Source organism: Glacieibacterium arshaanense (genome assembly GCF_004681125.1).
Lineage (GTDB): Bacteria > Pseudomonadota > Alphaproteobacteria > Sphingomonadales > Sphingomonadaceae > Polymorphobacter_A > Polymorphobacter_A arshaanense.
This window is the reverse complement of the sequence record NZ_SIHO01000003.1, coordinates 155,175-179,564: the sequence shown is the minus strand read 5'-3', so window position 1 is coordinate 179,564 and position 24,390 is coordinate 155,175. Positions and strand designations below refer to the sequence as shown.

At 65.9% G+C, this 24,390-nt stretch carries 22 protein-coding genes; 14 read left to right on the top strand and 8 right to left on the bottom strand.

The annotated features are described in order from the left end of the window. Window positions 1-80 precede the first annotated feature (80 nt). The 5 genes from EUV02_RS12825 to corA form a co-directional block, all read right to left on the bottom strand. Complete coding sequence (locus EUV02_RS12825; RefSeq protein ID WP_135246689.1) at window positions 81-761, bottom strand: PEPxxWA-CTERM sorting domain-containing protein; 681 nt, start codon at window positions 759-761, stop codon at window positions 81-83. A gap of 127 nt (window positions 762-888) precedes the next feature. Next, window positions 889-1,443 carry a dCTP deaminase gene (dcd, locus tag EUV02_RS12820; RefSeq protein ID WP_135246688.1) on the bottom strand — a complete coding sequence of 185 codons (555 nt, stop codon included), beginning with the start codon at window positions 1,441-1,443 and terminating at the stop codon, window positions 889-891. A 46-nt stretch (window positions 1,444-1,489) separates the two neighbouring features. After that, entirely contained in the window at window positions 1,490-1,933 is a 444-nt protein-coding gene (locus EUV02_RS12815) for a GNAT family N-acetyltransferase (RefSeq protein WP_135246687.1), read from the bottom strand. 2 nt (window positions 1,934-1,935) lie between these two features. Beyond that, window positions 1,936-2,418: a UPF0262 family protein gene (locus tag EUV02_RS12810; RefSeq protein ID WP_135246686.1), complete on the bottom strand. Its 483-nt coding sequence runs from the start codon at window positions 2,416-2,418 to the stop codon at window positions 1,936-1,938. Window positions 2,419-2,477: 59 nt separating this feature from the next. After that, window positions 2,478-3,461 (bottom strand): magnesium/cobalt transporter CorA, encoded by a 984-nt coding sequence (gene corA, locus EUV02_RS12805; RefSeq protein ID WP_135246685.1) that lies wholly within the window; start codon window positions 3,459-3,461, stop codon window positions 2,478-2,480. Between the two features lie 176 nt (window positions 3,462-3,637). On the opposite strand from corA, the gene EUV02_RS12800 reads away from it, so the two are divergent. The 12 genes from EUV02_RS12800 (at window position 3,638) to EUV02_RS12745 (ending at window position 18,169) form a co-directional block, all read left to right on the top strand. Then, window positions 3,638-4,321: a DUF1223 domain-containing protein gene (locus tag EUV02_RS12800; RefSeq protein ID WP_135246684.1), complete on the top strand. Its 684-nt coding sequence runs from the start codon at window positions 3,638-3,640 to the stop codon at window positions 4,319-4,321. 92 nt (window positions 4,322-4,413) lie between these two features. Beyond that, complete coding sequence (locus EUV02_RS12795) at window positions 4,414-4,671, top strand: hypothetical protein (protein ID WP_135246683.1); 258 nt, start codon at window positions 4,414-4,416, stop codon at window positions 4,669-4,671. Window positions 4,672-4,743: 72 nt separating this feature from the next. Continuing rightward, entirely contained in the window at window positions 4,744-5,601 is an 858-nt protein-coding gene (locus tag EUV02_RS12790; RefSeq protein WP_243445903.1) for a cytochrome b/b6 domain-containing protein, read from the top strand. After that, on the top strand, window positions 5,598-6,374 hold the full coding sequence (locus EUV02_RS12785) for a molybdopterin-dependent oxidoreductase (RefSeq protein ID WP_135246682.1): 777 nt from the start codon (window positions 5,598-5,600) through the stop codon (window positions 6,372-6,374). The genes EUV02_RS12790 and EUV02_RS12785 overlap by 4 nt, the downstream gene beginning before the upstream one ends. After that, window positions 6,374-6,931, top strand: a complete 558-nt coding sequence (locus tag EUV02_RS12780; protein WP_243445902.1) for a sigma-70 family RNA polymerase sigma factor — start codon at window positions 6,374-6,376, stop codon at window positions 6,929-6,931. Before EUV02_RS12785 ends, EUV02_RS12780 begins: the two co-directional genes overlap by 1 nt. Before the next feature lie 19 nt (window positions 6,932-6,950). Continuing rightward, entirely contained in the window at window positions 6,951-7,577 is a 627-nt protein-coding gene (locus EUV02_RS12775) for an NrsF family protein (protein WP_166430623.1), read from the top strand. A gap of 97 nt (window positions 7,578-7,674) precedes the next feature. Continuing rightward, window positions 7,675-9,378: a DEAD/DEAH box helicase gene (locus EUV02_RS12770; RefSeq protein ID WP_135246680.1), complete on the top strand. Its 1,704-nt coding sequence runs from the start codon at window positions 7,675-7,677 to the stop codon at window positions 9,376-9,378. Window positions 9,379-9,472: 94 nt separating this feature from the next. Then, window positions 9,473-9,934: a YaiI/YqxD family protein gene (locus EUV02_RS12765; protein WP_135246679.1), complete on the top strand. Its 462-nt coding sequence runs from the start codon at window positions 9,473-9,475 to the stop codon at window positions 9,932-9,934. A gap of 41 nt (window positions 9,935-9,975) precedes the next feature. Beyond that, window positions 9,976-11,859 carry an ABC-F family ATP-binding cassette domain-containing protein gene (locus tag EUV02_RS12760; RefSeq protein ID WP_135246678.1) on the top strand — a complete coding sequence of 628 codons (1,884 nt, stop codon included), beginning with the start codon at window positions 9,976-9,978 and terminating at the stop codon, window positions 11,857-11,859. Between the two features lie 295 nt (window positions 11,860-12,154). Next, complete coding sequence (locus EUV02_RS12755) at window positions 12,155-14,179, top strand: tetratricopeptide repeat-containing sulfotransferase family protein (protein WP_243445901.1); 2,025 nt, start codon at window positions 12,155-12,157, stop codon at window positions 14,177-14,179. Window positions 14,180-14,228: 49 nt separating this feature from the next. Further along, entirely contained in the window at window positions 14,229-16,727 is a 2,499-nt protein-coding gene (locus EUV02_RS12750; protein ID WP_166430622.1) for a TonB-dependent receptor, read from the top strand. A 134-nt stretch (window positions 16,728-16,861) separates the two neighbouring features. Then, a complete protein-coding gene (locus tag EUV02_RS12745; RefSeq protein WP_243445900.1) occupies window positions 16,862-18,169 on the top strand; it encodes an APC family permease in 1,308 nt (435 codons plus the stop codon). Window positions 18,170-18,236: 67 nt separating this feature from the next. Here EUV02_RS12745 and EUV02_RS12740 read toward each other — a convergent pair whose 3' ends face one another. Then, window positions 18,237-19,841, bottom strand: coding sequence for a phytoene desaturase family protein (locus EUV02_RS12740; protein ID WP_135246675.1), 1,605 nt, complete (start codon window positions 19,839-19,841; stop codon window positions 18,237-18,239). Beyond that, window positions 19,838-21,001: an aromatic ring-hydroxylating oxygenase subunit alpha gene (locus EUV02_RS12735; protein WP_135246674.1), complete on the bottom strand. Its 1,164-nt coding sequence runs from the start codon at window positions 20,999-21,001 to the stop codon at window positions 19,838-19,840. Before EUV02_RS12735 ends, EUV02_RS12740 begins: the two co-directional genes overlap by 4 nt. A 79-nt stretch (window positions 21,002-21,080) precedes the next feature. On the opposite strand from EUV02_RS12735, the gene betI reads away from it, so the two are divergent. Beyond that, on the top strand, window positions 21,081-21,668 hold the full coding sequence (gene betI, locus EUV02_RS12730) for a transcriptional regulator BetI (RefSeq protein ID WP_243445899.1): 588 nt from the start codon (window positions 21,081-21,083) through the stop codon (window positions 21,666-21,668). A gap of 121 nt (window positions 21,669-21,789) precedes the next feature. Continuing rightward, on the top strand, window positions 21,790-22,902 hold the full coding sequence (locus tag EUV02_RS12725) for a succinylglutamate desuccinylase/aspartoacylase family protein (protein WP_135246672.1): 1,113 nt from the start codon (window positions 21,790-21,792) through the stop codon (window positions 22,900-22,902). A gap of 13 nt (window positions 22,903-22,915) precedes the next feature. Here the strand turns inward: EUV02_RS12725 and EUV02_RS12720 are convergent, their stop codons facing one another. Continuing rightward, complete coding sequence (locus EUV02_RS12720) at window positions 22,916-24,331, bottom strand: M20/M25/M40 family metallo-hydrolase (RefSeq protein WP_135246671.1); 1,416 nt, start codon at window positions 24,329-24,331, stop codon at window positions 22,916-22,918. Between the last annotated feature and the right edge of the window lie 59 nt (window positions 24,332-24,390).

Sequence of the window (24,390 nt, the reverse complement as noted above, 5' to 3'; positions counted from 1 at the left end):
GGTTCGCCGCCATGTCCACGGCGAACTGCGGCGACGCAGCGACAAATTGGCGTCGGGCGCGGTGTGTCGGAGCTTTCGGATTAGGCGCAGGCGCGGCGGCGCTGGCGCAATGCACCGCCGAGCAGGCCGAAGCCGCCGACCATCAGCGCCCAGCTCGCCGGTTCGGGGACGCCGCCGGCGGCGGTCAGGCTGACATTATCGAGGCCGGGGCCGGCCTGCAGCGTGAACGCGGTTTCGATCTGGACGCGCACGCTGCCCGATGTCGGCGCGGCGGCGGTCAGCGTCAGCAACGTCCACACCGGCCGATCGGTGGTGAAGCTGCCCGATGCCAGCGCGGCATTGGTGGTGACATCGCGCAGGCTGTAGGTCAGCGATGCCGGGCTGCCGGAAATCGTGCTGTTGGTCGCCCATTGCCCGGCATAGAGGCTGAGCGTCAGCAGCGCGCCCGGTGTCAGCCCGCTGACGGTCTGGCGGATGCCGCCGATGGCCGCGGCACCGTTGAGATCGATGAACTGCGACCCGCTTTGCGGATCGAGCAGGATGGGGATCGGATTGGGCTGGGAATAGTTGGTGTCGATGATGTCGACGATATCGAGGCCGGGAATGGCGCTCCAGCCCGTCGGAATCTGGCGCAGATAATAGGGGCTTGCCGAGGCGTCATCGGCCTCGAAATCACCGTTGACGAGAAGATTGGCCGAAGCCGGAACCGCTACCGCTGCAAGCAGGCCCGCAGCCACCATTCTGGTAACCATGCGCATCATGATGCCCTCCCCCGCGATCGGCGACAACGCCGAGTCGATTAAGCTTATGGTAAGCAGCAATTGGCATGAGGCAAGCAATATCGCCGTAGCCGTCGCGTGGCCAAAATCACCGGATCCATTGAAAGACTTAGAGCTTGGGCAGCGTCACCCCGCGCTGGCCCATGTATTTGCCGGCGCGGTCGGCGTAGCTGACTTCGCACGGTTCATTGCCCTGCAGGAACAGGAACTGGCAGGCGCCTTCGTTGGCGTAAACCTTGGCGGGCAGCGGCGTGGTGTTGGAAAACTCCAGCGTCACATGGCCCTCCCAGCCGGGCTCCAAGGGCGTGACGTTGACGATGATGCCGCAGCGCGCATAGGTCGATTTGCCCAGGCAGATGACCAGTACGTCGCGCGGGATGCGGAAATATTCGACGGTGCGCGCCAAAGCGAAGCTGTTGGGCGGGATAATGCAGCAATCGGTCTTGCGGTCGACGAAGCTGGCAGGGTGGAAGTCCTTGGGGTCGACCGTCACGCTGTCGATGTTGGTGAAGATCTTGAACTCGTCGGACACGCGCGCGTCATAGCCATAGCTCGACAGCCCGTAGCTGATGACGCCGTCGCGCGCCTGGCGGTCGACGAACGGCTCGATCATGCCGTTTTCGTGCGCCTGTTGGCGGATCCAGCGGTCGGACATTACGGACATGCGGTGCTTCCCGTTGCAAATTGGATGGGTTCGGCGTGCAGGTGCATCACGCCTGCCCGCGATTCAAGTCGATGACAAAGATGCGGCCGGCGTCGAACTCGTCACCGCCGGCGGCGGCATACAACCCGCGCGCCGCATCATTGTCGGCAGCGGTCAGCACCCAGGCTTCGGTGCAGCCAATGTTGCGGGCGTGGTCGACCAATGCAGCCATGACGGCACGACCAACGCCACGCCTTTGCCACGCTTCATCGGTGCCGGCCTCGTTGATGAACATCTGCGCCGGCTTGTCGGGGTGGACATAGTGGACGCCCGAGGCAAAGCCGATGATGGTGCCATCGGCAATCGCCGCCACCAGATGATGACGCGGGTCGCCGAGAAACTCGTCAACCAGCGCCGGCACCGGCGCCGCATCGAATACAGCGTCCCCCGCAGCGCGCAGCAGCGCCGCGTCGGTGGGCCCGAGCAGGCGGACGGTGAATTCCTGCGTCATATTCAGCCGCGAATGTGCAGCACGCAGATCAGCGTGAACAGCCGGCGCGCGGTGTCGAAATCGACTTCGACCTTGGCGGCGAGCCGTTCGATCAGCAGGTCGGCGGCGTCGTTGTGGATGCCGCGGCGCGCCATGTCGATGGTTTCGATCTGGCTCGGCGTCGCAGCGCGGATGGCTTTGTAGTAGCTGTCGCAGATGGCGAAATAGTCGCGGACGATGCGGCGGAACGGCGACAGCGGCAGCACGACGGTTTCGAGCAGCGTGTCGTCCTTCGCAGCCAGCTCCATCGCCAGCCGGCCTTCCTCGACGCGCAGCACCAGCTTGTACGGCCCGGCGTAACCGCCTTCATAATCGGTGAGCGGCTTGAAGCTGTTGCCTTCGAGCAGGTCGAAAATCGCCACGCGGCGTTCCTGCTCGACATCGGCATTGCGCCAGATGATCGAATGTTCGTCGAGCTTGACGTCGATGATGCGGTGGTCGGTCACGGTCTGGAGGCGTTAGCAGCTAAATCCGGCGTCGGCCAACCCGTAAGCATCGGCAAGCCTTACAGCCAGCCGCGCGACTTGAAGAAGGTGTAGGGCAGGATCGCCGATATCACCATCAGCCCGAGCGCCATCGGATAGCCATAGTGCCAGACCAGTTCGGGCATGGCTTCAAAGTTCATGCCGTAGACGCTCGCGACCAGCGTCGGTGGCATGAAGATCACTGCGGCGACCGAGAAAATCTTGATGATGGCGTTCTGTTCGATGTTGATCAGCCCGAGCGCCGCATCGAGCAGGAAGGTGACGTTGTTGCCGAGGTAGCTCGTCTGGTCGGTCAGCGAGGCAAGGTCGCGCGCCAGCGTGCGCAGCCGTTCCTTGGTGTCGCCGCTGTCCTTTTTCTTGAGCGCATAGGTCAGGAAGCCGATGGCGCGCGTCAGGCTGACCGCGGAGTCGCGCGATTTCGACACAATGTCCTGCGCCGCGCCGATGCGCGCCAGCAGCACCTGCAGCGCCACCGTCGTCATGCGCTGCTGCTTGTCGCCCTTGCTGCGCCTGAAGGTCGAGCGCGAGATATTGTCGAGATCGTCGCCGACGCCTTCGAGCACGTCGGCGAGCCGGTCGACCACCGCATCGAGCAGGTTGATCAGCGTCGCCGTCGCGTCGCCGCACAGCGCCGGGTTGCGGTCGACGTGCGCCGCGAACAGTTCGAACACCTTGGGCTGGGCATAGCGCACTGTGACCAGCCGTCCGGGCGTCAGCACGAAACTGACCGCCGTCGACACCGGATTGCCCGAATCGACACCGGCGACGAGGTTGGCGGTCAGGAACAGCCCGCCGGGCTCCTGATAAAGGCGACTCGAAGGTTCGATTTCGACCATCTCGTCGCGCGTCGGCACTTCGACGCCGATCACCGATTCGACGAGCTTCTCCTCCTCGGCGGTCGGCGACACCATGTCGATCCACACGGCATTGGCCAGCGCCTGCGCATCACCGTCGACCAGCACGCAGCTCGCACCATCCGGCCCCGGTGCATATGCCCGCAACATCGCTTATTCCCCTTCGTCCGCCAGCGCGGTCGTGTCATCCGCGCTTGGCTTCGCGCTTAAGCGCCACGCTGACAAGCCCGAATGCGCGCAATTTTTTCGATCGCGCTGTAACCGCAGCCGCGGCAGCGGCGAACAAGCCGGTACCAGGTTGCGCGCCGCGACCACGGAGACCGGATATGCCCGCCCGTTTCGTCATTGCCACCTTGCTTGCCGCACTTGCCGCACCCGTGCTCGCTGCACCGCCACCGGTGACCGTGGTCGAGCTGTTCCAGAGCCAGGGCTGTTCTTCGTGCCCGCCGGCCAATGCCAACGTCAACGCGCTGATCGCGGCGCGTCCCGATGTGCTCGCGCTGAGTTTTGCGGTGACCTATTGGGACCAGCTCGGCTGGAAGGACGGCTTTGCCACGCGCGCGAATACGCAGCGCCAGTGGGACTATGCCAAGGGCCTGCATCACGACAATGTCTGGACACCGCAGGTCGTCGTCAACGGCCGCAGCGACCTCGTCGGCGCCAACGCCAGTGCGCTCGCGGACGCGCTGAAGCCGCTGCCGACAGGTGCGCCGGCGCTGGCACTGAACGACGGCACGCTCGCCATCGGCCGCGGCACCGCGCCGCGCGGCGGTGCCGATGTCTGGCTGGTGCGCTATGACCCGCGCACGCTGAACGTCGCGGTCAAGGCTGGCGAGAACGGCGGCAAGACGCTGCCCCACCGCAATATCGTCCGCAGCCTGACGCGACTGGGTGGCTGGACCGGCACGCCGGTCAATTTCGGCGTGCCGGCAGCAACGCCCGGACTTGCCACCGCGATATTGCTCCAGTCTGCCAATGGCGGCCCGATCCTGGCGGCTACCCGTAGCTGACGTTTCGCGCGCATGGCGCGCCCCACCCCATCGTGCGCATCCCCGCCCGATCCCCCCGGCCCGCTGCCGGCGAACCCCAAGGAAGACCCAAGATGAAGACCATGATGACGCTCACCACTGCCGCGCTGATGCTGGCCTTTGCCGGCGCCGTATCGGCCGCGCCCGCCACGACCGACGCGATGGCCGCGCCGATGAAAGCCGACGCGATGACGGCACCGAAAAAGACCGATGCCATGGCCGCACCGATGAAAGCCGACGCGATGGCGAAGCCCAAAGCCAAGCCTGCCGCAAAGCCTGCCGCAAAGCCCGACGCGATGGCGTCCGACGCCATGGCCGCGCCCAAGCCGTAAGCACACTGCCGGCAGCCAGCTTGGCTGCCGGCCAAATGCTGCTAGAGTGACCAGCCCGAGGGGGGAAGCCGCATGACCACCGCGATACCGATGAGCGAGACGATGGCGCCGCCGCAGCGGCCACTGTTTTATCGCCATGCGCTGCTGACGCGGCTGACGCACTGGACCAATGTTCTCGCGGTGGCGGTGCTGCTGATGAGCGGGCTGCAGATCTTCAACGCGCATCCGGGGCTGTATTGGGGGCAATATGGTGCCGATGCCGATGTCGGTAAACGCTGGCTCGAAATCGGCGCCATCCCCGGCCCAGACGGCGCGATGGCGGGCAAGACCCGCATCGGCCCGCTGATGTTCGACACCACCGGCGTGCTCGGCGTGTCGAACAATGGCGACGGCGTCAGTACCGCGATCGGCTTTCCGCACTGGATTACCCTGCCGTCGGCGCGCGACCTTGCGACCGGCCGGCGCTGGCACTTCTTTTTCGCCTGGGTGCTGATCCTCAACGGCCTGACCTATCTGGTCGGCGGCATCGTCAGCGGCCATTTGCGCAAGGACATCGTCCCTGACCTCGCCGAGCTGCGCCCGTCGAACATCGCGCATGACATTGTCAGCCACGCCAAGCTGCAATTCCCCAAGGGCGAGGACGCCAAACGCTATCACATCCTGCAAAAGCTCGCCTATTCGGGCGTCATCGTGCTGCTGATCCTGATGGTGCTCACCGGGCTGACAATGTCGCCGTCGAACGACGCGGCGTGGCACTGGCTGAGCGAGATGTTCGGCGGCCGCCAGTCGGCGCGCTCGATCCACTTCATCGCGGCATGGAGCATCGTCGCGTTCGTCGTCGTCCATGTGCTGATGGTGCTGCTGGCCGGGCCGATCAACCAGATCCGCTCGATGATTACCGGCCGGTTCGACCTGGGAGATGCGGCATGACGATTTTGACACGCCGCAGCCTTGTCACCGTCGGTGCCGGCGGGCTGCTGCTCAGCGGCTGCGACAAGCTGAGCTACAACCCCAAGATGGTGTCGGTGCTCGAAAGCGCCGAAGGTGCCACCGAGCGCTGGCAGCGGCTGATCGGCCGCAACGCGCTGGCGCGCGAGTTCAGCGAGGCCGATATGTCGCCGGTGTTCAAGGCCAATGGCTCGCGCAGCGTCGATACCGATGACTATCTGGCACACAGCGAAAGCGATTTCGTCGATTGGCGCCTGAAGGTCGACGGGCTGGTGGCGCGGCCGCTGTCGCTGTCGCTGGCGCAGCTCCGCGCCGCACCTCAGCGCACGCAGATTACCCGCCACGACTGTGTCGAGGGCTGGAGCGCGATCGGCAAATGGACCGGGCCGCAGTTGGGGCACATCCTCAAGGCGGCGGGGGTCTTGCCGACGGCGCGCTACGCGATGTTCCTGTGCGCCGACAATTACGGCGGCGAAGCGTCGAAGGGCGGCGACCAGTCGGCGGGGCTGTATTACGAGAGCATCGATATGGTCGACGCCTTCCACCCGCAGACCATTCTGGCGCACACGATGAACGGCGAGACGCTGAGCGTGCCGCACGGCGCGCCGCTGCGGCTGCGCGTCGAACGCCAGTTGGGCTACAAGCACGCCAAATATGTGATGGGCATCCGGCTGGTCGACAGCTTCAAGGGCTTTGGCGCCGGCAAGGGCGGCTATTGGCCCGACCGCGGCTATGAATGGTTCGCGGGTATCTGATGGCCACTGCGCCGCGCAGCGATGACGTCCATGGCCGCCTGATGGCGGCGGCGCAGCGCGGCGACAAAGCGGCATACCGGTTGTTGCTCGACGAACTGCGCAGCTGGCTGGCGCGCTATTACCGGCGCCGGCTGCCCGAGGCACACGTCGACGACGCAGTGCAGGACGCGCTGCTGGCGATCCACAACAAGCGCCACACCTATGATCCGGTGCGCGCCTTTGCGCCGTGGCTGGCGGCGATCGCGCGCTACAAATGGATCGACCGCCTGCGCACGATGACCGTCCACCGGACCGAGCCGCTCGATGATGACATCCCCGACTATCTGCAAATCGGCGACCACGGTGACACCGTCATCAGCGCCGCCGTGCTCAGCGAACTGCTCGGTACGCTCAAGCCCGGGCAGGCCGATGTCATCCGGCTGGTCAAGCTCGGCGGTCACAGTATCGACGAGGCAGCGCTGCTGACCGGGCAAAGTCCGGCGCTGGTCAAGGTCAACATCCACCGTGGTTTGAGCAAGCTCGCCGCGCTGGTCGAAGGATATGATGATGTCGCCTAGGGGGAATTCGAGCGAGGTCATGATCGGCCGGCTGGTCGATGATCTGCAGCCGGTGGTGCCGCGCCGGGTCTGGCGCGATGCCGCGATCCTCGGCGGTGTGGCGCTGACCGAACTCGGGCTGGCGCTGTGGCTGGGTCATCAGCGCGCCGACCTGCACGAAGCGATGCGCGGGCCGATGTTCTGGTGGAAGATGCTGACCTGCCTCGGGCTGGCGCTGGCGGGCGGTATCGCGGTGCTGGCGGCGCTCGACCCCGAAACACGCGCACGGCCGCTATGGCGCGGGTTGGCGGCAGCCACTGCAGTGGCGCTGCTCGTCGGCGCAGTGCTGGCGGGCGTCGCGGCGGTGCCGGCGCCGGTGATGCTGCGCCTCGACATGCACGAAGGCATGTTGTGCCTGATGTGGTCGCTGCTGATGTCGCTGCCGGTGCTTGCCGCCATCCTGTTCCTCGCGCGCCGCGCCGCGCCGACGCGGCCGCGCGCCACCGCCACGGCTGCCGGTGTCGCGGCGAGCGGCTGGGGCGCGTTCGTGTTCGCTTGGAGCTGCCCGCACGCCGATCCGCTGTATGTGCTGGTGTGGTTCGGCGGCGCGATTCTGCTCGGTGCAATTGCCGCGCGGGTGCTGTTGACGCCAGTGCTGCGCTGGTAAAGGCGCAATTTGCCCCATTGGGGCCACATCCGTGCTATAGGGCGACGCTTACACATGTGGCGCAGCTGCGCCCCGAAGTACTGAAAGCCTTTTGTTCATGCCTTTTTCGACGACCCATCCGGCGCTTGCCAAGGCGCTGAGCGCCCGCGGCTATAGCGTTTTCACCCCCGTCCAGGCCGCCGTGCTTGAGCCCGAAGCACAGGGCCGCGACCTGATGGTGTCGGCGCAGACCGGCTCGGGCAAGACCGTCGCCTACGGCCTCGCGCTTGCCCCCACGCTGCTCGGTGACGCCGAACGCTTTGGTCGTGCGGAGGAGCCGCTGGCACTGGTCGTCGCGCCGACACGCGAACTGGCGCTACAGGTTAGCCGCGAGCTCGAATGGCTGTTCGCCGAGGCCGGTGCGCGCGTCGCCACCTGCGTCGGCGGCATGGAAATCCGCCGCGAGGCGCGCGCTCTGCAGAACGGCGCGCACATCGTCGTCGGCACGCCGGGGCGTCTGCGCGACCATATCGAACGCGGCAACCTCAACATGCAGAATCTCGCCGCCGTCGTGCTCGACGAAGCCGATGAAATGCTCGACCTGGGCTTCCGCGAAGATCTCGAGGAAATCCTCGATTCGACGCCGCCGACGCGCCGCACGCTGCTGTTTTCGGCAACGCTGCCCAAGCCGATCCAGACGATGGCGAAGCGCTATCAGAAGGACGCACACCGCATTGCCGCCGGTGCCGGCAACGCCCAGCATGTCGATATCGACTACCGCGCCATCCGGCTCGCGCCCAACGACCTCGAATCGGGCGTCGTCAACGTGCTGCGCTATTTCGAAAGCGGCGCGGCGATCGTGTTCTGCGCGACGCGCGAAAGCGTCCGCCGCCTCCACGCCAACCTCGTCGAACGCGGTTTCTCCGCGGTCGCGCTGTCGGGTGAGCTGAGCCAGTCCGAGCGCACCCACGCGCTGCAGGCCTTGCGCGACCGTCGTGCCAGTGTCTGCGTCGCCACCGACGTCGCGGCGCGCGGCATCGATTTGCCCGACCTCGGCCTCGTCATCCACGCCGAGCTGCCCAACGACCCCGAAGTGCTCCAGCACCGGTCGGGCCGCACCGGCCGCGCCGGGCGCAAGGGCATCTGCGTGTTGCTGGTCCCCTACCCCAAGCGCCGCCGCGCCGAAATCCTGCTGCGCGCCGCCAATGTCACTGCGCAATGGATGAACCCGCCGACCGCCGAAGCGATCGAAGCCAAGGACGCCGAACGCCTGCTCGAATCGATCGCGCCGGCGACCGAGGAAGAAACCGCCGCCGTCGCCGCGCTGCTGGCCGAACGCAGCGCCGAAGACATCGCCGCCGCACTGCTGCGCGCCTATCGTTCGCGCCTGCCGTCGCCCGAAGACCTCACCGACGCCGGCCCCGCACAGGGCAGCATCGGCGGCCAGGGCGCGGGCGAGCGCGGCTACGGCGCCCCGAACACTGCACCCCGCGCCGGCTTCGAAGACACCGTATGGTTCCGCATCAACACCGGTCGCGTCAACAACGCCGACCCGCGCTGGCTGCTGCCGTACCTGTGCCGCCGCGGCCATGTCACCAAGAATGACATCGGCGCCATCCGCATATTCGACCGCGAAACCCGCTTCGAAATCCCGCGCGCCACCGCCGGCCGCTTCGCGCAGATGCTGCGCAAGACCGACGACGGCGACCCCGATGTCCAGATCGAAACCGTGCCGGCCAATGCCCCCGAACCCAGCCGCGCACCGCCGGCCCGCCGTGGCCCGCCGCCCGGTGGCGCGCGCCGCTATCCGCCGCGGCGCTGAGGAATTAAGAGCCTCCGGCGGGCAGGGCTGAGCCCTGCACCCGATTGTTAGGTGCAGGGACGAGTCCCTGCCCGCCGGAGGCTCTGAAACGTCTATGAAAATCCTTGTCGATGCCGACGCCTGCCCGGTGAAGGAAGAAATCTACCGCGTCGCGCGCCGCACGCAGGTGCCCGTCACGGTGGTCGCGAACAACTGGTTCCGCGTGCCGCGCGAGCCGTTGATCGAGCAGGTGGTGGTCAGCGACAGCTTCGATGCGGCCGACGACTGGATCGCCGAACGCGCCGGCGCCGACAGCATCGTCATCACCGCCGACATCCTGCTCGCCGAACGCTGCGTCAAGGCCGGCGCGGTGGTCATCGGCCCGACCGGCAAGCCGTTCACCGCCGCGAGCATCGGCGCAGCGGTCGCGGGACGCGCGTTTGCCGAAGAGCGCCGGGCATTTGCAATCGAACTCGGCAGCACCGGCGGCCCGCCGCCGTTTAGCCCACGCGACCGCTCGGCATTCCTGTCGGCACTCGATAGTGCAATCGTGGCGCTCAAGCGCCAGGGACGATAGCGCACGGTGACAATGCTGCAACTGCGTGCTAGTGGCGCGGGATGCTGACTTTCAACGCTGTTACCGTGCGCCTCGGCGGGCGCACCATCCTCGACCGTGCAACCGCGGCGCTGCCGCTGCGCGCGCGTGTCGGCTTGATTGGCCGCAACGGCGCCGGCAAGTCGACGTTGATGAAGGTCGTCACCGGCGACATCGAGGCCGATGACGGCGGTATCGAGATGCCCAAGGGCGCGCGCATCGGCTATGTCGCGCAGGAAGCGCCCGCCGGCGCGGCGACGCCGTTCGAAACCGTGCTGGCCGCCGATACCGAGCGCGCGGCGCTGCTCGCCGAGGAAGAAGCGCTGCACGGCACCGACGCGCACCATATCGCCGAAATCCATGAGCGTTTGAACGCCATCGACGCGCACACCGCACCGGCGCGCGCCTCGCGCATCCTCGTCGGCCTCGGGTTCGACGAAGAAGCGCAGCACCGGCCGCTCGACAGCTATTCGGGCGGCTGGCGGATGCGCGTGGCATTGGCGGCGCTGCTGTTTTCGGCGCCCGACCTGCTGCTGCTCGATGAACCGTCGAACCATCTCGATCTCGAAGCGACGATGTGGCTCGAATCGTTCCTGAAATCTTATCGCGGCACGATCCTGATCATCAGCCACGAACGCGACCTGCTCAACAATGTCGTCGATTACATCCTGCATCTCGAAGGCGGGCAGATCACGCTGTACACCGGCGGCTACGACGATTTCGAGCGGCTGCGCAACGAACGCGCCGCGCAACTGGCAGCAGCGCGCGAAGCGCAGCAGGCGCAGCGCGCCAAGCTGCAGGACTATATCGCGCGCAACAGCGCCCGCGCCTCGACCGCCAAACAGGCACAGTCGCGCCAGAAGGCATTGGCGCGGATGCAGCCGATCGCCGAAGCCGTCAACGATCCGACACTGCGCTTCGACTTCCCGTCGCCGCCGCAGCTGCGGCCGCCGCTGATCCAGCTCGACCATGCCGCGGTCGGCTATAACGGCAAGCCGATTCTCGAGAATCTCGACCTGCGGCTCGACCCCGAGGAGCGACTGGCGCTGCTCGGCCGCAACGGCAACGGCAAGACGACGCTGGCGCGGCTGCTCGCCGGGCAACTCGCGCCGCTGGCCGGCAACATCGCGGCCCCGGGCAAGCTGCGCGTCGGCTATTTCACCCAGTACCAGGTCGAGGAACTCGACGCCGACGATACACCGCTCGAGCATATGAGCCGGCTGATGCAGGGCGAAAAGCCCGCCGCGGTGCGCGGCCAGCTCGGGCGTTTCGGCTTTTCGGGCGCGATGGCGGAGCAAAAGGTCGGCAAGATGTCGGGCGGCGAGCGCGCGCGACTGGCACTCGCACTGATCACCCGCGACGCGCCGCACCTGCTCATCCTCGACGAACCGACCAACCACCTTGATGTCGATGCGCGCGAGGCGCTCGTCCAGGCGCTCAACGAATTCGGCGGCGCCGTCGTCGTCGTCAGCCATGACCGCCACATGCTCGAGGCGTCGGCCGACCGGCTGGTGCTCGTCGATGGCGGCCGCGCCGTCGACTATGACGGCAGCCTCGACGACTATACCGAACAGGTGCTCGGCCGGAACGACGCTCGCCCCGAAGGCGGCGCGCGCGTGTCAAAGGTCGACAAGAAGGAAGCCCGCAAGGCCGCCGCCGCCGCACGCGAAGCCAGTGCCGGGCTGCGCAAGGCGGTCAACGAAGCCGAGGCAGAAATCAAGCGGCTGACCACGCGGCGCTCGCAAATCGACGCGGCGCTGTTCAATCCCGCCGACGCGGTGCCCGCCGATGCGCGCCTGACCGCGACCGAACTGATGAAGGCCCGCGCTGACATCGAACGGTCGCTGGCTAAGGCCGAAGAGCGTTGGATCGAAGCGGGTGCGGCGTTGGAGAGTGCGGCGGCCTGACGAAAGGGCCTCCGGCGGGCAGGCGTGACGCCTGCACCCGATTGTTTAGAGTGGTTGTCATTCCCGCGAAGGCGGGAATCCATCAGACGCCGTTCTACATGGATTCCCGCCTTCGCGGGAATGACGCCGTCTTTTTACAAATGGGTGCAGGGCCCAGCCCTGCCCGCCGGAGGCCCTGCCACCTGTGACCCCCGTGCAACGCCCGCCGGCTCATTTCGCAGTTGCAGCATAGCGCGATTGACTCGACGCATGGCCTCTGTCCCATTGTGAACAATTAATTTCACCCGAGGACGTATTGGCCACACCTGCCCCTGAACCGACCGGCAGCATCGCGACCGCGCTCGCGCATACCGCGCGGCTGCTCGGGCCGCAGCCGCAGATGGCCGCCGAGCAGGCGCGAGCGATTCTGGAAGCGGCGCCGGGGCATGCGCAGGCGCGGCTGTTCCTGGGCATTGCGCAACGCCGCAGCGGTGATGTGGCGGCAGCGCTGGCGACGTTGGCGGCGCTGGCGCGCGTGGCGCCGGGTAACGTCGATGTGGTTTTCGAATATGGCATCACGCTCGCCGAGGCCGGGCGCGGCGACCAGGCCCGCGCGGCGCTGAGCGAGGCGACGCGGTTGCGGCCGGGCCATGCCGAGGCGTGGCGGGCGCTGGGTGACCAACATGCACTGGCGGGCGATAGTGAAGCCGCCGACGCCGCCTATGCATTGCAGATCCGCGCCTCGGTGACCGAGCCGGCACTGTTGCAGGCCGCGACGGCGCTGGGTGAAAACAAGCTGGCGGTCGCCGAAGGCCTGCTGCGCGCCTATCTCAAGGAAAAGCCCGCCGACGCGGCGGCGATCCGCATGTTTGCTGAAGTCGCGGCACGGCTCGGGCGCTACGGCGACGCCGAAAACCTGCTGGCACGCTGCCTCGAAATTGCGCCGGGGTTTGTCGCGGCGCGCAACAACTACGCCTCGGTGCTGCACCGCGCCAACAAGTCCGAAGCCGCGCTGGTGCAGATCGACCAGCTGCTGGCGCGCGACCCGCGCAACCCGGGGATGCGCAACCTCAAGGCCGCCGTGCTGGCGCGCATCGGCCAGTTCGAGGGTGCGATCGAACTCTATAGCTCGGTGCTGGCGGACTATCCCAACCAGCCCAAGGCGTGGATGAGCTATGGCCATACGCTCAAGACCGTCGGGCGGCTGGCTGACAGCATCACCGCGTATCGCACCGCGATCGAACAGGCGCCGCAACTCGGCGAAGTCTGGTGGAGCCTCGCCAACCTCAAGACATTTCGCTTCACCGATGCCGATGTCGCGGCGATGCAGGGCCAGCTGGCGCGCGACGACATCAGCGACGAAGACCGTTTCCACCTCGATTTCGCGCTCGGCAAGGCGTTCGAGGATGCCAAGGCCTATGAGCAATCGTTCGCGCACTATGCCAAGGCCAATGCGCTGCGCCGCCAGAGCGTGCGCTATGACGCCGCCGACCTGACCGAGCATGTCGCGCGCTCGAAGGCGTTCTTCACGCCGGCGTTTTTCGCGGACCGTGTCGGCCAGGGCTGCGCGGCGCGCGATCCGATCTTCGTGGTCGGGCTGCCGCGCGCCGGCTCGACGCTGATCGAGCAGATATTGTCGAGCCATAGCCAGGTCGAAGGCACCACCGAGCTGCCCGACATCATCTGGACCGCGAACCGCATCGGCGAGCGCAAGCTGCGCAGCGAGCGTTCGCAGTATCCCGAGGCGATGGCCGAGCTGAGCGCCGACGAGATTGCCGCGCTGGGCCAGGCCTATCTCGACAGCACGCGCATCCAGCGCCAGACCGGCCGTCCGTTGTTCATCGACAAGATGCCGAACAATTTCCAGCATGTCGGGCTGATTGCGACGATTCTGCCCGATGCCAAGATCATCGACGCGCGGCGCCACCCGATGGGTGGCTGCTTCGCCGGCTTCAAGCAGCATTTCGCGCGTGGCCAGAACTTCAGCTACAGCCTTGAAGACATCGGCCGCTACTATGCCGACTATGTAGAACTGATGGCGCATTACGACAGGGTGCTGCCCGGCCGCGTCCACCGCGTGTTCTACGAAGACATGGTCGCCGACAGCGAAACGCAGATCCGCGCACTGCTCGATTATTGCGGGCTGCCGTTCGAAGCCGCCTGCCTGTCGTTCCACGAAACCGAGCGCGCGGTGCGCACGCCGAGTTCGGAACAGGTGCGCCAGCCGATCTACACCGCGGGTGTGGAGCTTTGGCAACACTATGACAAATGGTTGGGGCCGTTGCGCGCCACGCTGGGTTCGGTGCTTGACAGCTATCCGGCGGTGCCGTTTGATGAGTAACAATCGAACAATCACGTTAGAAAATTTAAACACTCAGTGGAGATGCGTAATGGTGGGCAATACGAAAATTTCACTTCGGTCGACGCGGACCGCGCTTTGGCTCGGCAGTTCGCTGCTGGTGCTCGGCGCACCGGCACTGGCGCAGACAACGGCCGCTCCGGCGGCCCCGGCCGCTTCGCCTTACACTTCGAACGCTGAAGCGACCGTCGGCACGGGCTTAGAGGAAATTGTCGTTACCGCGCAGAAGCGGTCTGAAACGCTGCAGAGCGTGCCGATCAGCATCACCGCGTTCAACACCAAGAAGCTGCAGCAACTGCGCATCGACAGCTTCACCGACTATGCCGCGCTGATCCCCAGCCTGTCGTACCAGACCGCCGGTCCGGGTTCGGCGAAGACCTATTTCCGCGGCGTCGTGTCGGGCGGTGACGGCAACCATTCGGGCTCGCAGCCCAGCGTCGGCACCTACCTCGACGAACAGCCGATCACCACGATCCAGGGCAACCTCGATCTCCACATCTATGATATCGCGCGTGTCGAGGCACTCGCCGGGCCGCAGGGCACGCTCTACGGCGCCAGCGCGCAGGCCGGTGTCGTTCGCATCATCACCAACAAGCCCGATATCGGCAAGCTGTCGGCGAGCTACACGCTCGGCGCCAACATCACCGCGCACGGATCGCCGGGCTATGTCATGGAAGGCTATGTCAACGCGCCGGTCAGCGATAATGCTGCAGTCCGCCTCGTCGGCTGGTACCAGCATGACGGCGGCTATATCGACAACGTGCCGGGCACGCGCACCTACCCGACGTCGGGCATCACCATCAACAATGACGATCTGGTGCAGAACGATTTCAACTGGACCGATACTTATGGTGCCCGCGCCGCGCTCAAGGTCGACCTGAACGACAATTGGTCGATCACCCCGACGATCATGGGCCAGGTCCAGGAATCGAACGGCGTTTTCGGCTACAATCCGGCGGTCGGCGAGCTTGAAGTGACGCGCTTCCAGCCCGACACCTTCAAGGACCAGTGGGCGCAAGCCGCGCTGCTGATCGAAGGCAAGATCGGCAACTTCGACCTGACCTATTCGGGCTCGTACCTGACCCGCGAAATCCAGTCGACGGGCGACTATTCGGACTACACCTTCTTCTATGACCCGTACACGGGCGCCTATATCACCGACAACAACGGCAATTTCATCAACCCTTCGCAGCACACCGAAGGGCATGACAATTTCAGCAAGCAGAGCCACGAACTGCGCATCGCGTCGGACAAGGCCAACCGCTTCCGCTTCGTTGCCGGGCTGTTCTACCAGGTCCAGAACCACCACATCTTCCAGAACTATGTCATTGATCCGGCGCTCAACAGCGGCATGACGATCACCGGCTATCCGGGCACGATCTGGCTGACCAACCAGCAGCGCACCGACAAGGACTATGCGGTGTTCGGCGAAGCTTCGTTCGACATCCTGCCGAACCTGACCGCGACGGCGGGTGGCCGCTTCTACAAGTTCGACAACTCGCTGTTCGGCTTCTACGGGCTGAAGTCGGGCGAACGCCGCTGCCTGCCCGGCCAGCATGACCACATTGATGGCCTGCCGATCGTCAACGGCCAGCCGTGCGTCCGGCTCGACAAGAACGTCAACGACACGGGCTTCCTGCCCAAGCTCAACCTGACGTGGAACTTCAGCCCCGAAGGACTGGTCTATGCGACCTATTCAAAGGGCTACCGGCCGGGCGGCGTCAATCGCAACGGCAACCTGCCGCCGTATGACGCCGACTTCCTCAACAACTATGAAATCGGCTGGAAAACCAGCTGGATGGATAACCGGCTGCGCTTCAACGGGGCATTGTTCTATGAAACCTGGAACGACTTCCAGCTGTCGTTCCTCGGTCAGAACAGCCTGACCGTCATCCAGAACGCCGGCAACGCCAACGTCAAGGGCATCGAAGCCGATATCAGCTGGGCGGTCACCGAGGGCCTGACGGTCAACGGCTCGGCGACTTACCTCAACGCCAAGCTGACCACCGACTATTGCGCCTATTCGAACCCGTCGAACGACTGCACCATTCCCGGGCCGCAGGGCCAGGCGAACCAGGTGCTGGCGCCCGACGGCACGTCGCTGCCGGTCGTGCCGCAGTTCAAGGCCGCCGGTACCGCGCGCTACCAGTGGATGGTCGGTGACTATGACGCGCACGTCCAGGGCACGCTGACCTATCAGTCGTCGTTCTACAGTGCACTCCGCACGGCAGGCTATAACGGCTGGGGTGGCCCGATTCCGGGTGACCGCGACCTGTTCGGCAAGTCGCCGGGCTATGCGGCGGTCAACTTCACCGCAGGTGTCGCGCGCGGCAACTGGGCGATCGAGTTCTGGGGCAAGAACCTGTTCAACGTCCTCGGCAACTCGTCGCGCTACACGTCGTGCACGACCAAGGTCTGCGCCGGCAACTACTTCGATGTGCAGGACAATGGCGCCTCGGCACCCGGCATCGTCTACACCGTGCCGATCACGCCGATGCAACTGGGTCTGCAGATTACCCAGCGCTTCTAAACCCGCGCCGGCAACGGCGACGGCGAAAACGACAGGGCCATATTGCATTTACGTGCAATATGGCCCTTCTTCGTTGGCGCGCGCAGCGACACGGGGGAACGCATCATGGCAAAGTATTTTCAGGCCAGCGGCAGTTGACCGACACCGCCACGCACAAAAAGCTCGGCTTCTGGATGTGTCTCGCGATGGTCATGGGCATCATGATCGGGTCGGGGGTGTTCCTACTGCCCGCAGCACTCGCGCCGTTCGGCTGGAACGCCGTCGTCGGCTGGGCGCTGACCATCATCGGCACCATGACCATCGTGACGATGCTGGTGCGGCTGACGCGGCATCTGCCTGAAGCCGATGGCCCGCACGGCTTTGTCGGCACTGCCTTCGGGCCGCTGCCGGCGTTCCTCGTCACCTGGAGCCAATGGGTCGCGACCGTCGTCGCCAATGCCGCGGTGTCGACCGCCGCGGTCAGCTATCTCAGCATGTTTTCACCGGGCATCGCCAACGTGCCCGGGCTACCAGCGCTGCTGTCGATTGCCGTGGTGTGGGGGGTGACTGTGGTTAATCTGCGCGGCGCGCATGCCGCCGGTGGCTTCCAGATTGTCACCACCATCCTCAAACTGACGCCCTTATTCGCCGCGATCGGCATCACCTTATGGGTGACCGGCGCGTCCAAGGGCGCGGCGCTGGCACCGTTGCCGGCTGAGGGATTCTCGGCGTCGGCCATCACCGGTGCCGCCGCGCTGACCTTATGGGCGATGCTCGGCTTTGAATCGGCGTCGTTCGCCAGCGCACAAGTCGACGAACCAACGAAGAACCTGCCGCGTGCACTGATGTGGGGCACTGCGCTCACCGGCGTCATCTACATCATCGCCTGCTCGGGCATCGCGCTGCTGATGCCCGCCGATGTCGCCGCCGCCAGCCACGCGCCGTTTGCCGACTTCATCGCGCAATATTGGGGACACGGCCCGGCACTGACCGTCGCCATCTTCGCCGCGATCAGCGGCATCGGCTGCCTCAACGGCCTGTCGCTGGGCAACGGCGCGCTGGTCGTCAGCGTCGCCCGCGCCGGCGCGATACCGGCGTGGTTCGGCATCGTCAATGCGCACGGCACCCCCGTCCGCGCGTTGCTGTTCAACGCCGTGCTGACCACCATCCTGCTGCTGCTCAATTCCAGCCGCGGCATGACCGACCTTTTCGTCTATCTGGCGCTGCTGTCGACGTCATCGACGCTGTTCGTCTACCTCGGCGTCACCACCTCGGCACTGCGCCTGCGCATCGGCGGCGCCATCGGCCTCGTCGCGCTGGGCTATGTGTTCTGGACGCTTTGGGGCGCCGGCGTGCAGGCCACCGGCTGGAGTACCGTGCTGCTGATCGCCGGCGCGCCGGTGTTCTGGTTGATGCGGCGGGCGACGCGATTGCGGTTAAGGGCCTCCGGCGGGCAGGCCTGAGGCCTGCACCCGATTGAAGAGCCCCAAACAAATGGGTGCAGGCCTCAGGCCTGCCCGCCGGAGGCCCTTACTTCCAGCGCCGGAACTTACCCGTGAACGATGCGTCTGCCAGAATCTCGTGCGCCGCATTGTGGCCGGGCCCACCCGTCACGCCGCCGCCGGGATGCGTGCCGGCGCCGCACATGTAGAGGTTTTCGATTGGCCCGCGGTAGTTACCATGGCCGAGCAGCGGGCGCGCCGCCCAGAGTTGGTCGGTACTCATATTGCCGTGCATGATGTCGCCGCCGATGAGCCCGAACTTGGTTTCGAGATCGTGTGGGGACAGCATCATCGTGCCGAGCACCGAGGCCTTGAACCCCGGCGCGTGCAGTTCGACGGTATCGAGGATGCACTGGGCGGCAGCTTCGCGTTCATTGTCCCAATGCCGGCCGTCAGGCAGCACAGGCGCGAACTGCTGGCAGAACAGGCTGGCAACGTGCTGCCCCGGGGGGGCGAGGCTATCATCGACGATCGACGGGATCAGCATCTCGACGATCGGCGCTTTCGACCAGCCATACTTGCGCGCGTCGGTGAACGCCGCATCCATGTATTCGAGCGTCGGCGCCAGAATGATGCCGCTTTGCAGATGGTCGCCGGGTTCGGGGAGGCAGGTGAAGCGCGGCAGTTCGCTGAGCGCGACATTCATCCGGAAGGTGCCCGAGCCGCACTTGAAGCCCTTGATGCGGCGGTGGAATTCCGGGCTGAGGTCCTGCTTATCAATAAGCTGCTGGTACAAAAGTCGCGGGTTGACGTTAGCGGCGACGCGCTTGCCCCGCACTTCGCTGCCGTCGACCAGCCGCACACCGACCGCCTTGCCGTTTTCGACGATCAACCGCGCCACGGCGGCGTCGGTCGAAATCTCGACGCCGGCTTCCTCGCACGCCGCACGCATGCGCTGGGTGATGCCGCCCATGCCGCCGACGGCATGGCCCCAGGCGCCCTTCTTGCCGTTGACCTCGCCGAAGACGTGGTGGAGCAGCACATAGGCGCTGCCCGGCGTATCGGGGCTGGCATAGTTACCGACGACCGCGTCGAAGCCGAACGCCGCCTTGACGGCTTCGCTTTCGAACCAGCCGTCGAGGAAATCGCGCGCCGACTTGGTGAACAAGTCGAGCACGTCGCGCGCATCTTCGACCGACAGTTGCGCGAAGCGCTTGCCCTGCACGGCGGCCGCGAGCAGCGAGCGCAAGCCGCCGCCAAGGTTGGGCGGTGCCTTCATCGCGAGGTCGCGCAGCAGGTCGGCAACGCGTTCGAGCGCGTCGTAATAGGCCGGCAGCACATCGGCGTCATGGTTCGAGAATTTGCGGAATTCGGCCTGTGTGGCTTCAAGCCCGCCGCCAAGCTTGAGATAGCCGCCGACAGCCTGCGGCAGGAAGTTCGATATCGGCCGCTCGATGATGCGCAAGCCGCGTTCGGCGAGCTTCATGTCGGCGATGACCTTGGGGTTGAGCAAGGACACGGTATAGCTCGCCACCGAATTGCGGAACCCGGGGTGGAATTCCTCGGTCACCGCAGCACCGCCGACGATGCCGCGGCGTTCGAGCACACGGACCTTCATCCCCGCACGCGCGAGGTAGAAGGCGCAGGTCAGCCCGTTGTGGCCGCCGCCGATGATCAGTGCGTCGTAGGTCATTTGCGGAGGCTCCAACCGGGTGCGGGCGCGCGGTCGAGCCGCGCTTCGGGGATGACATTGCGCATGCGGCGCGCGAAGGATTTGAGGCAGACCTCGGACTCGCCGAGCGGCCCGCTGGTGTAATAGCGCGACCCCATGCCGGCCTGGACGCGGCTGATCAGCGCGGTGTCCTCGGCATTGACCTGGCGGTTGATGCGCCAGTTGAGGTAGCGCACCGCCTTCATTTCGCGGCGGTCATCGGGGATGGCGTATGACATTTCGCGGATCAGCGTCGTCGTCGGCGTCAGCGGCAGCCACTGCATGAAATCGACCTGGTCGGGGTAGATGTCGAACGCGATGTTCGGCCATAGCTTGAAATACAGCCACAGGTCCTGATGGCTTTCGGGCAGGTGGTCGACGCGCGGCAGCAGCCGGTGATAGGCGTGTTCCGACAGGCTGGAACGCGGTTCGTCGTGGAGGTGGCCGCGCAGCCGGTCGACATGCTCGCCGGCCTCGATGATGTAATTGTGCCCGAACAGCGACTTGAGGCCGGGATGCGCGAACGGCACGTGCAGCGCGTCCGAATAATTGTCGCCGACGTTCTTCCAGTTGACCGCGCGCGGCCGCAGCGTCGGCTTGCCGAAGCGGCGCAGGTCATCGAAGCGGTAGGGGGCGATTTCGGCATCGTGCGGCGCCATCATCGCGGCGACCGACGGGCCGCCGTCATCCTGCAAGCGGATGAAAACGAAGCCGTGCCAAATTTCATGTTCGACAGGAAACAGCCCGTGCGTCGCCTTGTCGAGCCCGGCGTACTGGCTCGAAAACGGCACACCGCTCAGCCGGCCATCGGTTTCATAGACCCAGGCGTGATACGGGCAGACAAGCTTCTTCGCGCAACCACTGGTGCCATCGACGAGGCGTGAGGCGCGGTGGCGGCAGACATTGGCGAAGGCGCGGACTTGACCATCATCGCCGCGAATGACGATGATACTTTCGCCGAGGAATTCGAGCGTCTGCCAGTCGCCGCCACCGGCGATTTCGCTGACATGGCACACCACTTGCCACGACGGCCGCAGCACGCGTTCCATCTCGACGCCGAAGAATTCGGGGTCGTTGTACAGCCACGCCGGCAGCGAGCGCCCATCGAGCGGGTCGGCATTTGCAAGAGAATCGGCGGTCATTGTTGGGCTCATGGGGAGCTTGCCTCAAATTGTTTTACACGTGTATAACAACGGTTATTCGGAAGCAAGGGCACACCCCGTGGCACGCGCACCATTCCACCGCGAAGGCGAAGCCGTCCGCCGCGACGCGCTGATCGCGGCGACCGCGCAGTGCCTCGCCACGCACGGCGCCGGCGGCATTTCGGTGCGCATGGTGGCGGCCGCAGCCGGCGTCTCGGCGGGGCTGGTGACGCACTATTTCGGCGGCATCGATGACCTGATTGCGGCGACCTACCACGCAACCGGCGACCGCATCGGCGCGCTGCTCGACGCCGCGGTCGCCGCCGCCGGCCCCACTCCGCGGGCGCGCCTCAGCGCCTATGTCGAAGCCAACTTCCGCCCGCCGATCAGCGACCCCGAGCTGCTCGCCACCTGGGCGGCGTTCTGGGCGCTCGCCGGCTCGAACCCCGCCATCGCCGCCATCCGCGACAGCGTCGCCGCCGCCACTCGCGCGCAGGTCGAAAGCCTGCTGGCGGCATGCGGCGCCCGCGAAACCCGCCTCGCCGCGATCGGCCTAACCGCGCTGATCGACGGCCTTTGGCTCGAACGCAGTCTCAACCCCGCGACGTTCAGCGCCGCAGAAGCCGGCGCGCTCGCCGAACGCTGGCTCGATGCGTTGATCGGCTAGACGCGGCCTTCTACCGGTTCTGCGACCATCGACCGCGTACGATGACCGCGCTATTCGATTGAAGGCCCCTGCGTTTCGTATGAGGATGTTCCCACGTCATTTCGATGCAGGGGGAACTGCGATGGTGATTCGTGGATTGATTGGCGTAACGGCCGCGCTTTGGGCCGGCAGCGTTGCGGCAGCGACGGTGTACACCGGCGATACCATTCAGGGCGCGCCGGTGATCAGCCAGCTCGACCTGACCGACCTGGCGCCGGGCAAGATGCATCGCTTCATGTTCCGCGGCGCCGAAACCAGCACCGGGCAATATTGGTATGTGCCGGTGCTGGTGGCCAAGGGCGCAAAGCCCGGCAAGCGCATACTCTTCGTGGGCGGCAACCACGGCGACGAGCTCAACCCGATCGGCGCGGTGCAGGCGACGTTCGCCACGCTCGATCCGGCCAAAATGAGCGGCACAGCCATCGCGTTGATCGGCCCGAGCCGGCAGGGCGTCGAAAACATCACCCGCACCTGGACGATCAACGACCTCGGCGGCGCGCAGATCAACCCCAACCGGTCATGGCCGGGGCGCGAGAACGGCAACACCGTCGAGCGCCCCAACTGGCTGATCACCACCAAGCTGATCAAGGGCAATGTCGATGTCGGCATCGATCATCACACCGGCGGCACCGGCATCGATTTCGCGCGCTTCGTGTTTGCCTATGCCAATGACCCTGAATCGCTGAAGCTCGGCGGGCTGTTCCCGGTCGACCAGATAATGAGAGACCCCGGCTTACCCGGCACGCTCGAATATGCACTGGTTAAAGCCGGCATTCCGGCAGTCACCACCGAACTCGGCGGGCCGCGCGGCTTTGTCGCCGACATGGTGCAGCTCGGCGTCGATGGCAACGCCAACGTGCTCGCCTATTACGGCGTCCTGCCCGGACCTGTCGGCAAGACCGCCGCCGACATGAACGCCTTTGTCGGCGATGACCTCGAGTCGGTGCTCGCCGTCGCCGGCGGCTTCGTGACCCTGCTAGTCAAGCTTAACGACACCGTCACCAAAGGCCAGAAGATCGCCGTGCAGCGCAACGGCTTCGGCGATATCGTGGCGGAATACGTCTCGCCCGCCGATGGCCGCGTGGCCATCATCGGCACCGACGCCGCCACCGACCGCGGTACCGAAATCGCCACGATCCTGGTCAAGCGCGACTGCGCCGGCAACGCCTGCGACTTTGGCGGCATCGTGCCCTGATCGGGCACCCTTTTTACTTCGCCAAAGTCGTAATCACCTCGTGCCACTGCTGCAGCGCGCCGGGGATGGCGTCGACCGGCACGCGTTCATTGAGGCCGTGGGCGAAGCTGTCGGAGGCTTTCATAAACAGCGCGGCGGTGCCGTAGCTCGGGATGCCGAGCGCGCGGTAGAAGACGCTGTCGGTGGCACCGGACGACATGCTCGGCACGACGGCGATGCCGGGGTAGCGCGCCTGCACGGCGGTGGTGACGGCCTTCATGATGTCGGGGCGCAGCGGCGACGCGTCGCCGGCGACCCAGCCACCGACGGCCTTGACGGTGGCTTCGGGGGCGCCGGGCGCGCGGTTGCTGTTGACGAGGTCGGCGATCTTCTTGCGGACCTCCTCGACCGGTGTGCCGGGGAAGATGCGGCAGTTGATGTTGAGTGCGGCGCGTTGCGGCAGCGCGTTGGGGGCATGGCCGCCGCTGACCATCGTCGACACGCAGGTGGTGCGCAACTGGCCGACGGTCATCGGATCGGCGCCGATGATCGCGGCGGCAGCGGCGTCGTTGGGGTTGGCGGCGAACGCCAGCATGGCGGGGCCCATCGGCGCCGGCGTAGTCTTGCCGGCGGCGGCGAAGCTGCCCAGTGTCCATTCGTTCGACATGACGGGGAACTGGTAGCCGGCCACCGCGAGTGCGCCGCGCGCGACATTGTTGATGGCGTTGTCGGGGCGCGGCGCGCTGCTGTGGCCGCCGGGGTTGGTGAAAGTCACCTCGAAGTCGGCATAGGCTTTTTCGGCACCCTGGACGCCGTAGCCGATCGGCTTGCCGTCTTCGCCGAGTTCACCGCCGCCGCCGTCGGAGTTGAGCATGAATTCGGCGTTCGCGGCCTTGGCGATTTTCGCCTGCAGCGGCGCGGTGTTGCCGGCATTTTCCTCGTCGCCCGACAGCATCAGGTAGATGTCGCGGTCGGGCTTGAAGCCTTCGCGCTTCAAACGCATCAGCGTGGCGGCGACCATCGACACGTCGAACTTGTTGTCTTCGACACCGCGGCCGAACAGATAGCCATTTTCCTCGACCATGGTGAACGGGTCGCGCGTCCAGTCTTTGGGATTGGCGGCAACGACGTCCATGTGGCCGGTGACGACCATCGGGCGCTTGCCGCCCTTGCCGCGGTAGCGCACCGTCATGATGGCGGTGTCATCGACCGGCGTGATGGTGATGTCTTCGGCGGCAAAGCCGGCGGCCTTGAACTGTTCGGCCAGGAAGTTGGCATAGGCGACGGTATTGCGCTGGCCCTGCGCGGTGTTGAAGCCGACGCCCTTGCCGAGCAAAGCCTTGGCTTCGGCGACTTGTGCGGGCGACGGGGCGTTGGGGTTGGCGGCAACTGCCGGCAGCGCCAGCATCATTGCGGCGGCGGTAAGCAACATCTGGGTATGAGCGCGCATCTCGACTTCCTTTGAAATGTAAGCCCTTATGCGCGGGCCAAAGGGGCAAGGGAAGGCAA

Excerpts from the sequence above, each read along its gene's own strand:
- EUV02_RS12825 (WP_135246689.1), bottom strand. The coding sequence starts at position 761 with ATGATGCGCATGGTTACCAGAATGGTGGCTGCGGGCCTGCTTGCAGCG.
- dcd (WP_135246688.1), bottom strand. The coding sequence starts at position 1,443 with ATGTCCGTAATGTCCGACCGCTGGATCCGCCAACAGGCGCACGAAAAC.
- EUV02_RS12815 (WP_135246687.1), bottom strand. The coding sequence starts at position 1,933 with ATGACGCAGGAATTCACCGTCCGCCTGCTCGGGCCCACCGACGCGGCG.
- corA (WP_135246685.1), bottom strand. The coding sequence starts at position 3,461 with ATGTTGCGGGCATATGCACCGGGGCCGGATGGTGCGAGCTGCGTGCTG.
- EUV02_RS12800 (WP_135246684.1), top strand. The coding sequence starts at position 3,638 with ATGCCCGCCCGTTTCGTCATTGCCACCTTGCTTGCCGCACTTGCCGCA.
- EUV02_RS12795 (WP_135246683.1), top strand. The coding sequence starts at position 4,414 with ATGAAGACCATGATGACGCTCACCACTGCCGCGCTGATGCTGGCCTTT.
- EUV02_RS12790 (WP_243445903.1), top strand. The coding sequence starts at position 4,744 with ATGACCACCGCGATACCGATGAGCGAGACGATGGCGCCGCCGCAGCGG.
- EUV02_RS12785 (WP_135246682.1), top strand. The coding sequence starts at position 5,598 with ATGACGATTTTGACACGCCGCAGCCTTGTCACCGTCGGTGCCGGCGGG.
- EUV02_RS12780 (WP_243445902.1), top strand. The coding sequence starts at position 6,374 with ATGGCCACTGCGCCGCGCAGCGATGACGTCCATGGCCGCCTGATGGCG.
- EUV02_RS12775 (WP_166430623.1), top strand. The coding sequence starts at position 6,951 with ATGATCGGCCGGCTGGTCGATGATCTGCAGCCGGTGGTGCCGCGCCGG.
- EUV02_RS12770 (WP_135246680.1), top strand. The coding sequence starts at position 7,675 with ATGCCTTTTTCGACGACCCATCCGGCGCTTGCCAAGGCGCTGAGCGCC.
- EUV02_RS12765 (WP_135246679.1), top strand. The coding sequence starts at position 9,473 with ATGAAAATCCTTGTCGATGCCGACGCCTGCCCGGTGAAGGAAGAAATC.
- EUV02_RS12760 (WP_135246678.1), top strand. The coding sequence starts at position 9,976 with ATGCTGACTTTCAACGCTGTTACCGTGCGCCTCGGCGGGCGCACCATC.
- EUV02_RS12750 (WP_166430622.1), top strand. The coding sequence starts at position 14,229 with ATGGTGGGCAATACGAAAATTTCACTTCGGTCGACGCGGACCGCGCTT.
- EUV02_RS12740 (WP_135246675.1), bottom strand. The coding sequence starts at position 19,841 with ATGACCTACGACGCACTGATCATCGGCGGCGGCCACAACGGGCTGACC.
- EUV02_RS12735 (WP_135246674.1), bottom strand. The coding sequence starts at position 21,001 with ATGACCGCCGATTCTCTTGCAAATGCCGACCCGCTCGATGGGCGCTCG.
- EUV02_RS12725 (WP_135246672.1), top strand. The coding sequence starts at position 21,790 with ATGGTGATTCGTGGATTGATTGGCGTAACGGCCGCGCTTTGGGCCGGC.
- EUV02_RS12720 (WP_135246671.1), bottom strand. The coding sequence starts at position 24,331 with ATGCGCGCTCATACCCAGATGTTGCTTACCGCCGCCGCAATGATGCTG.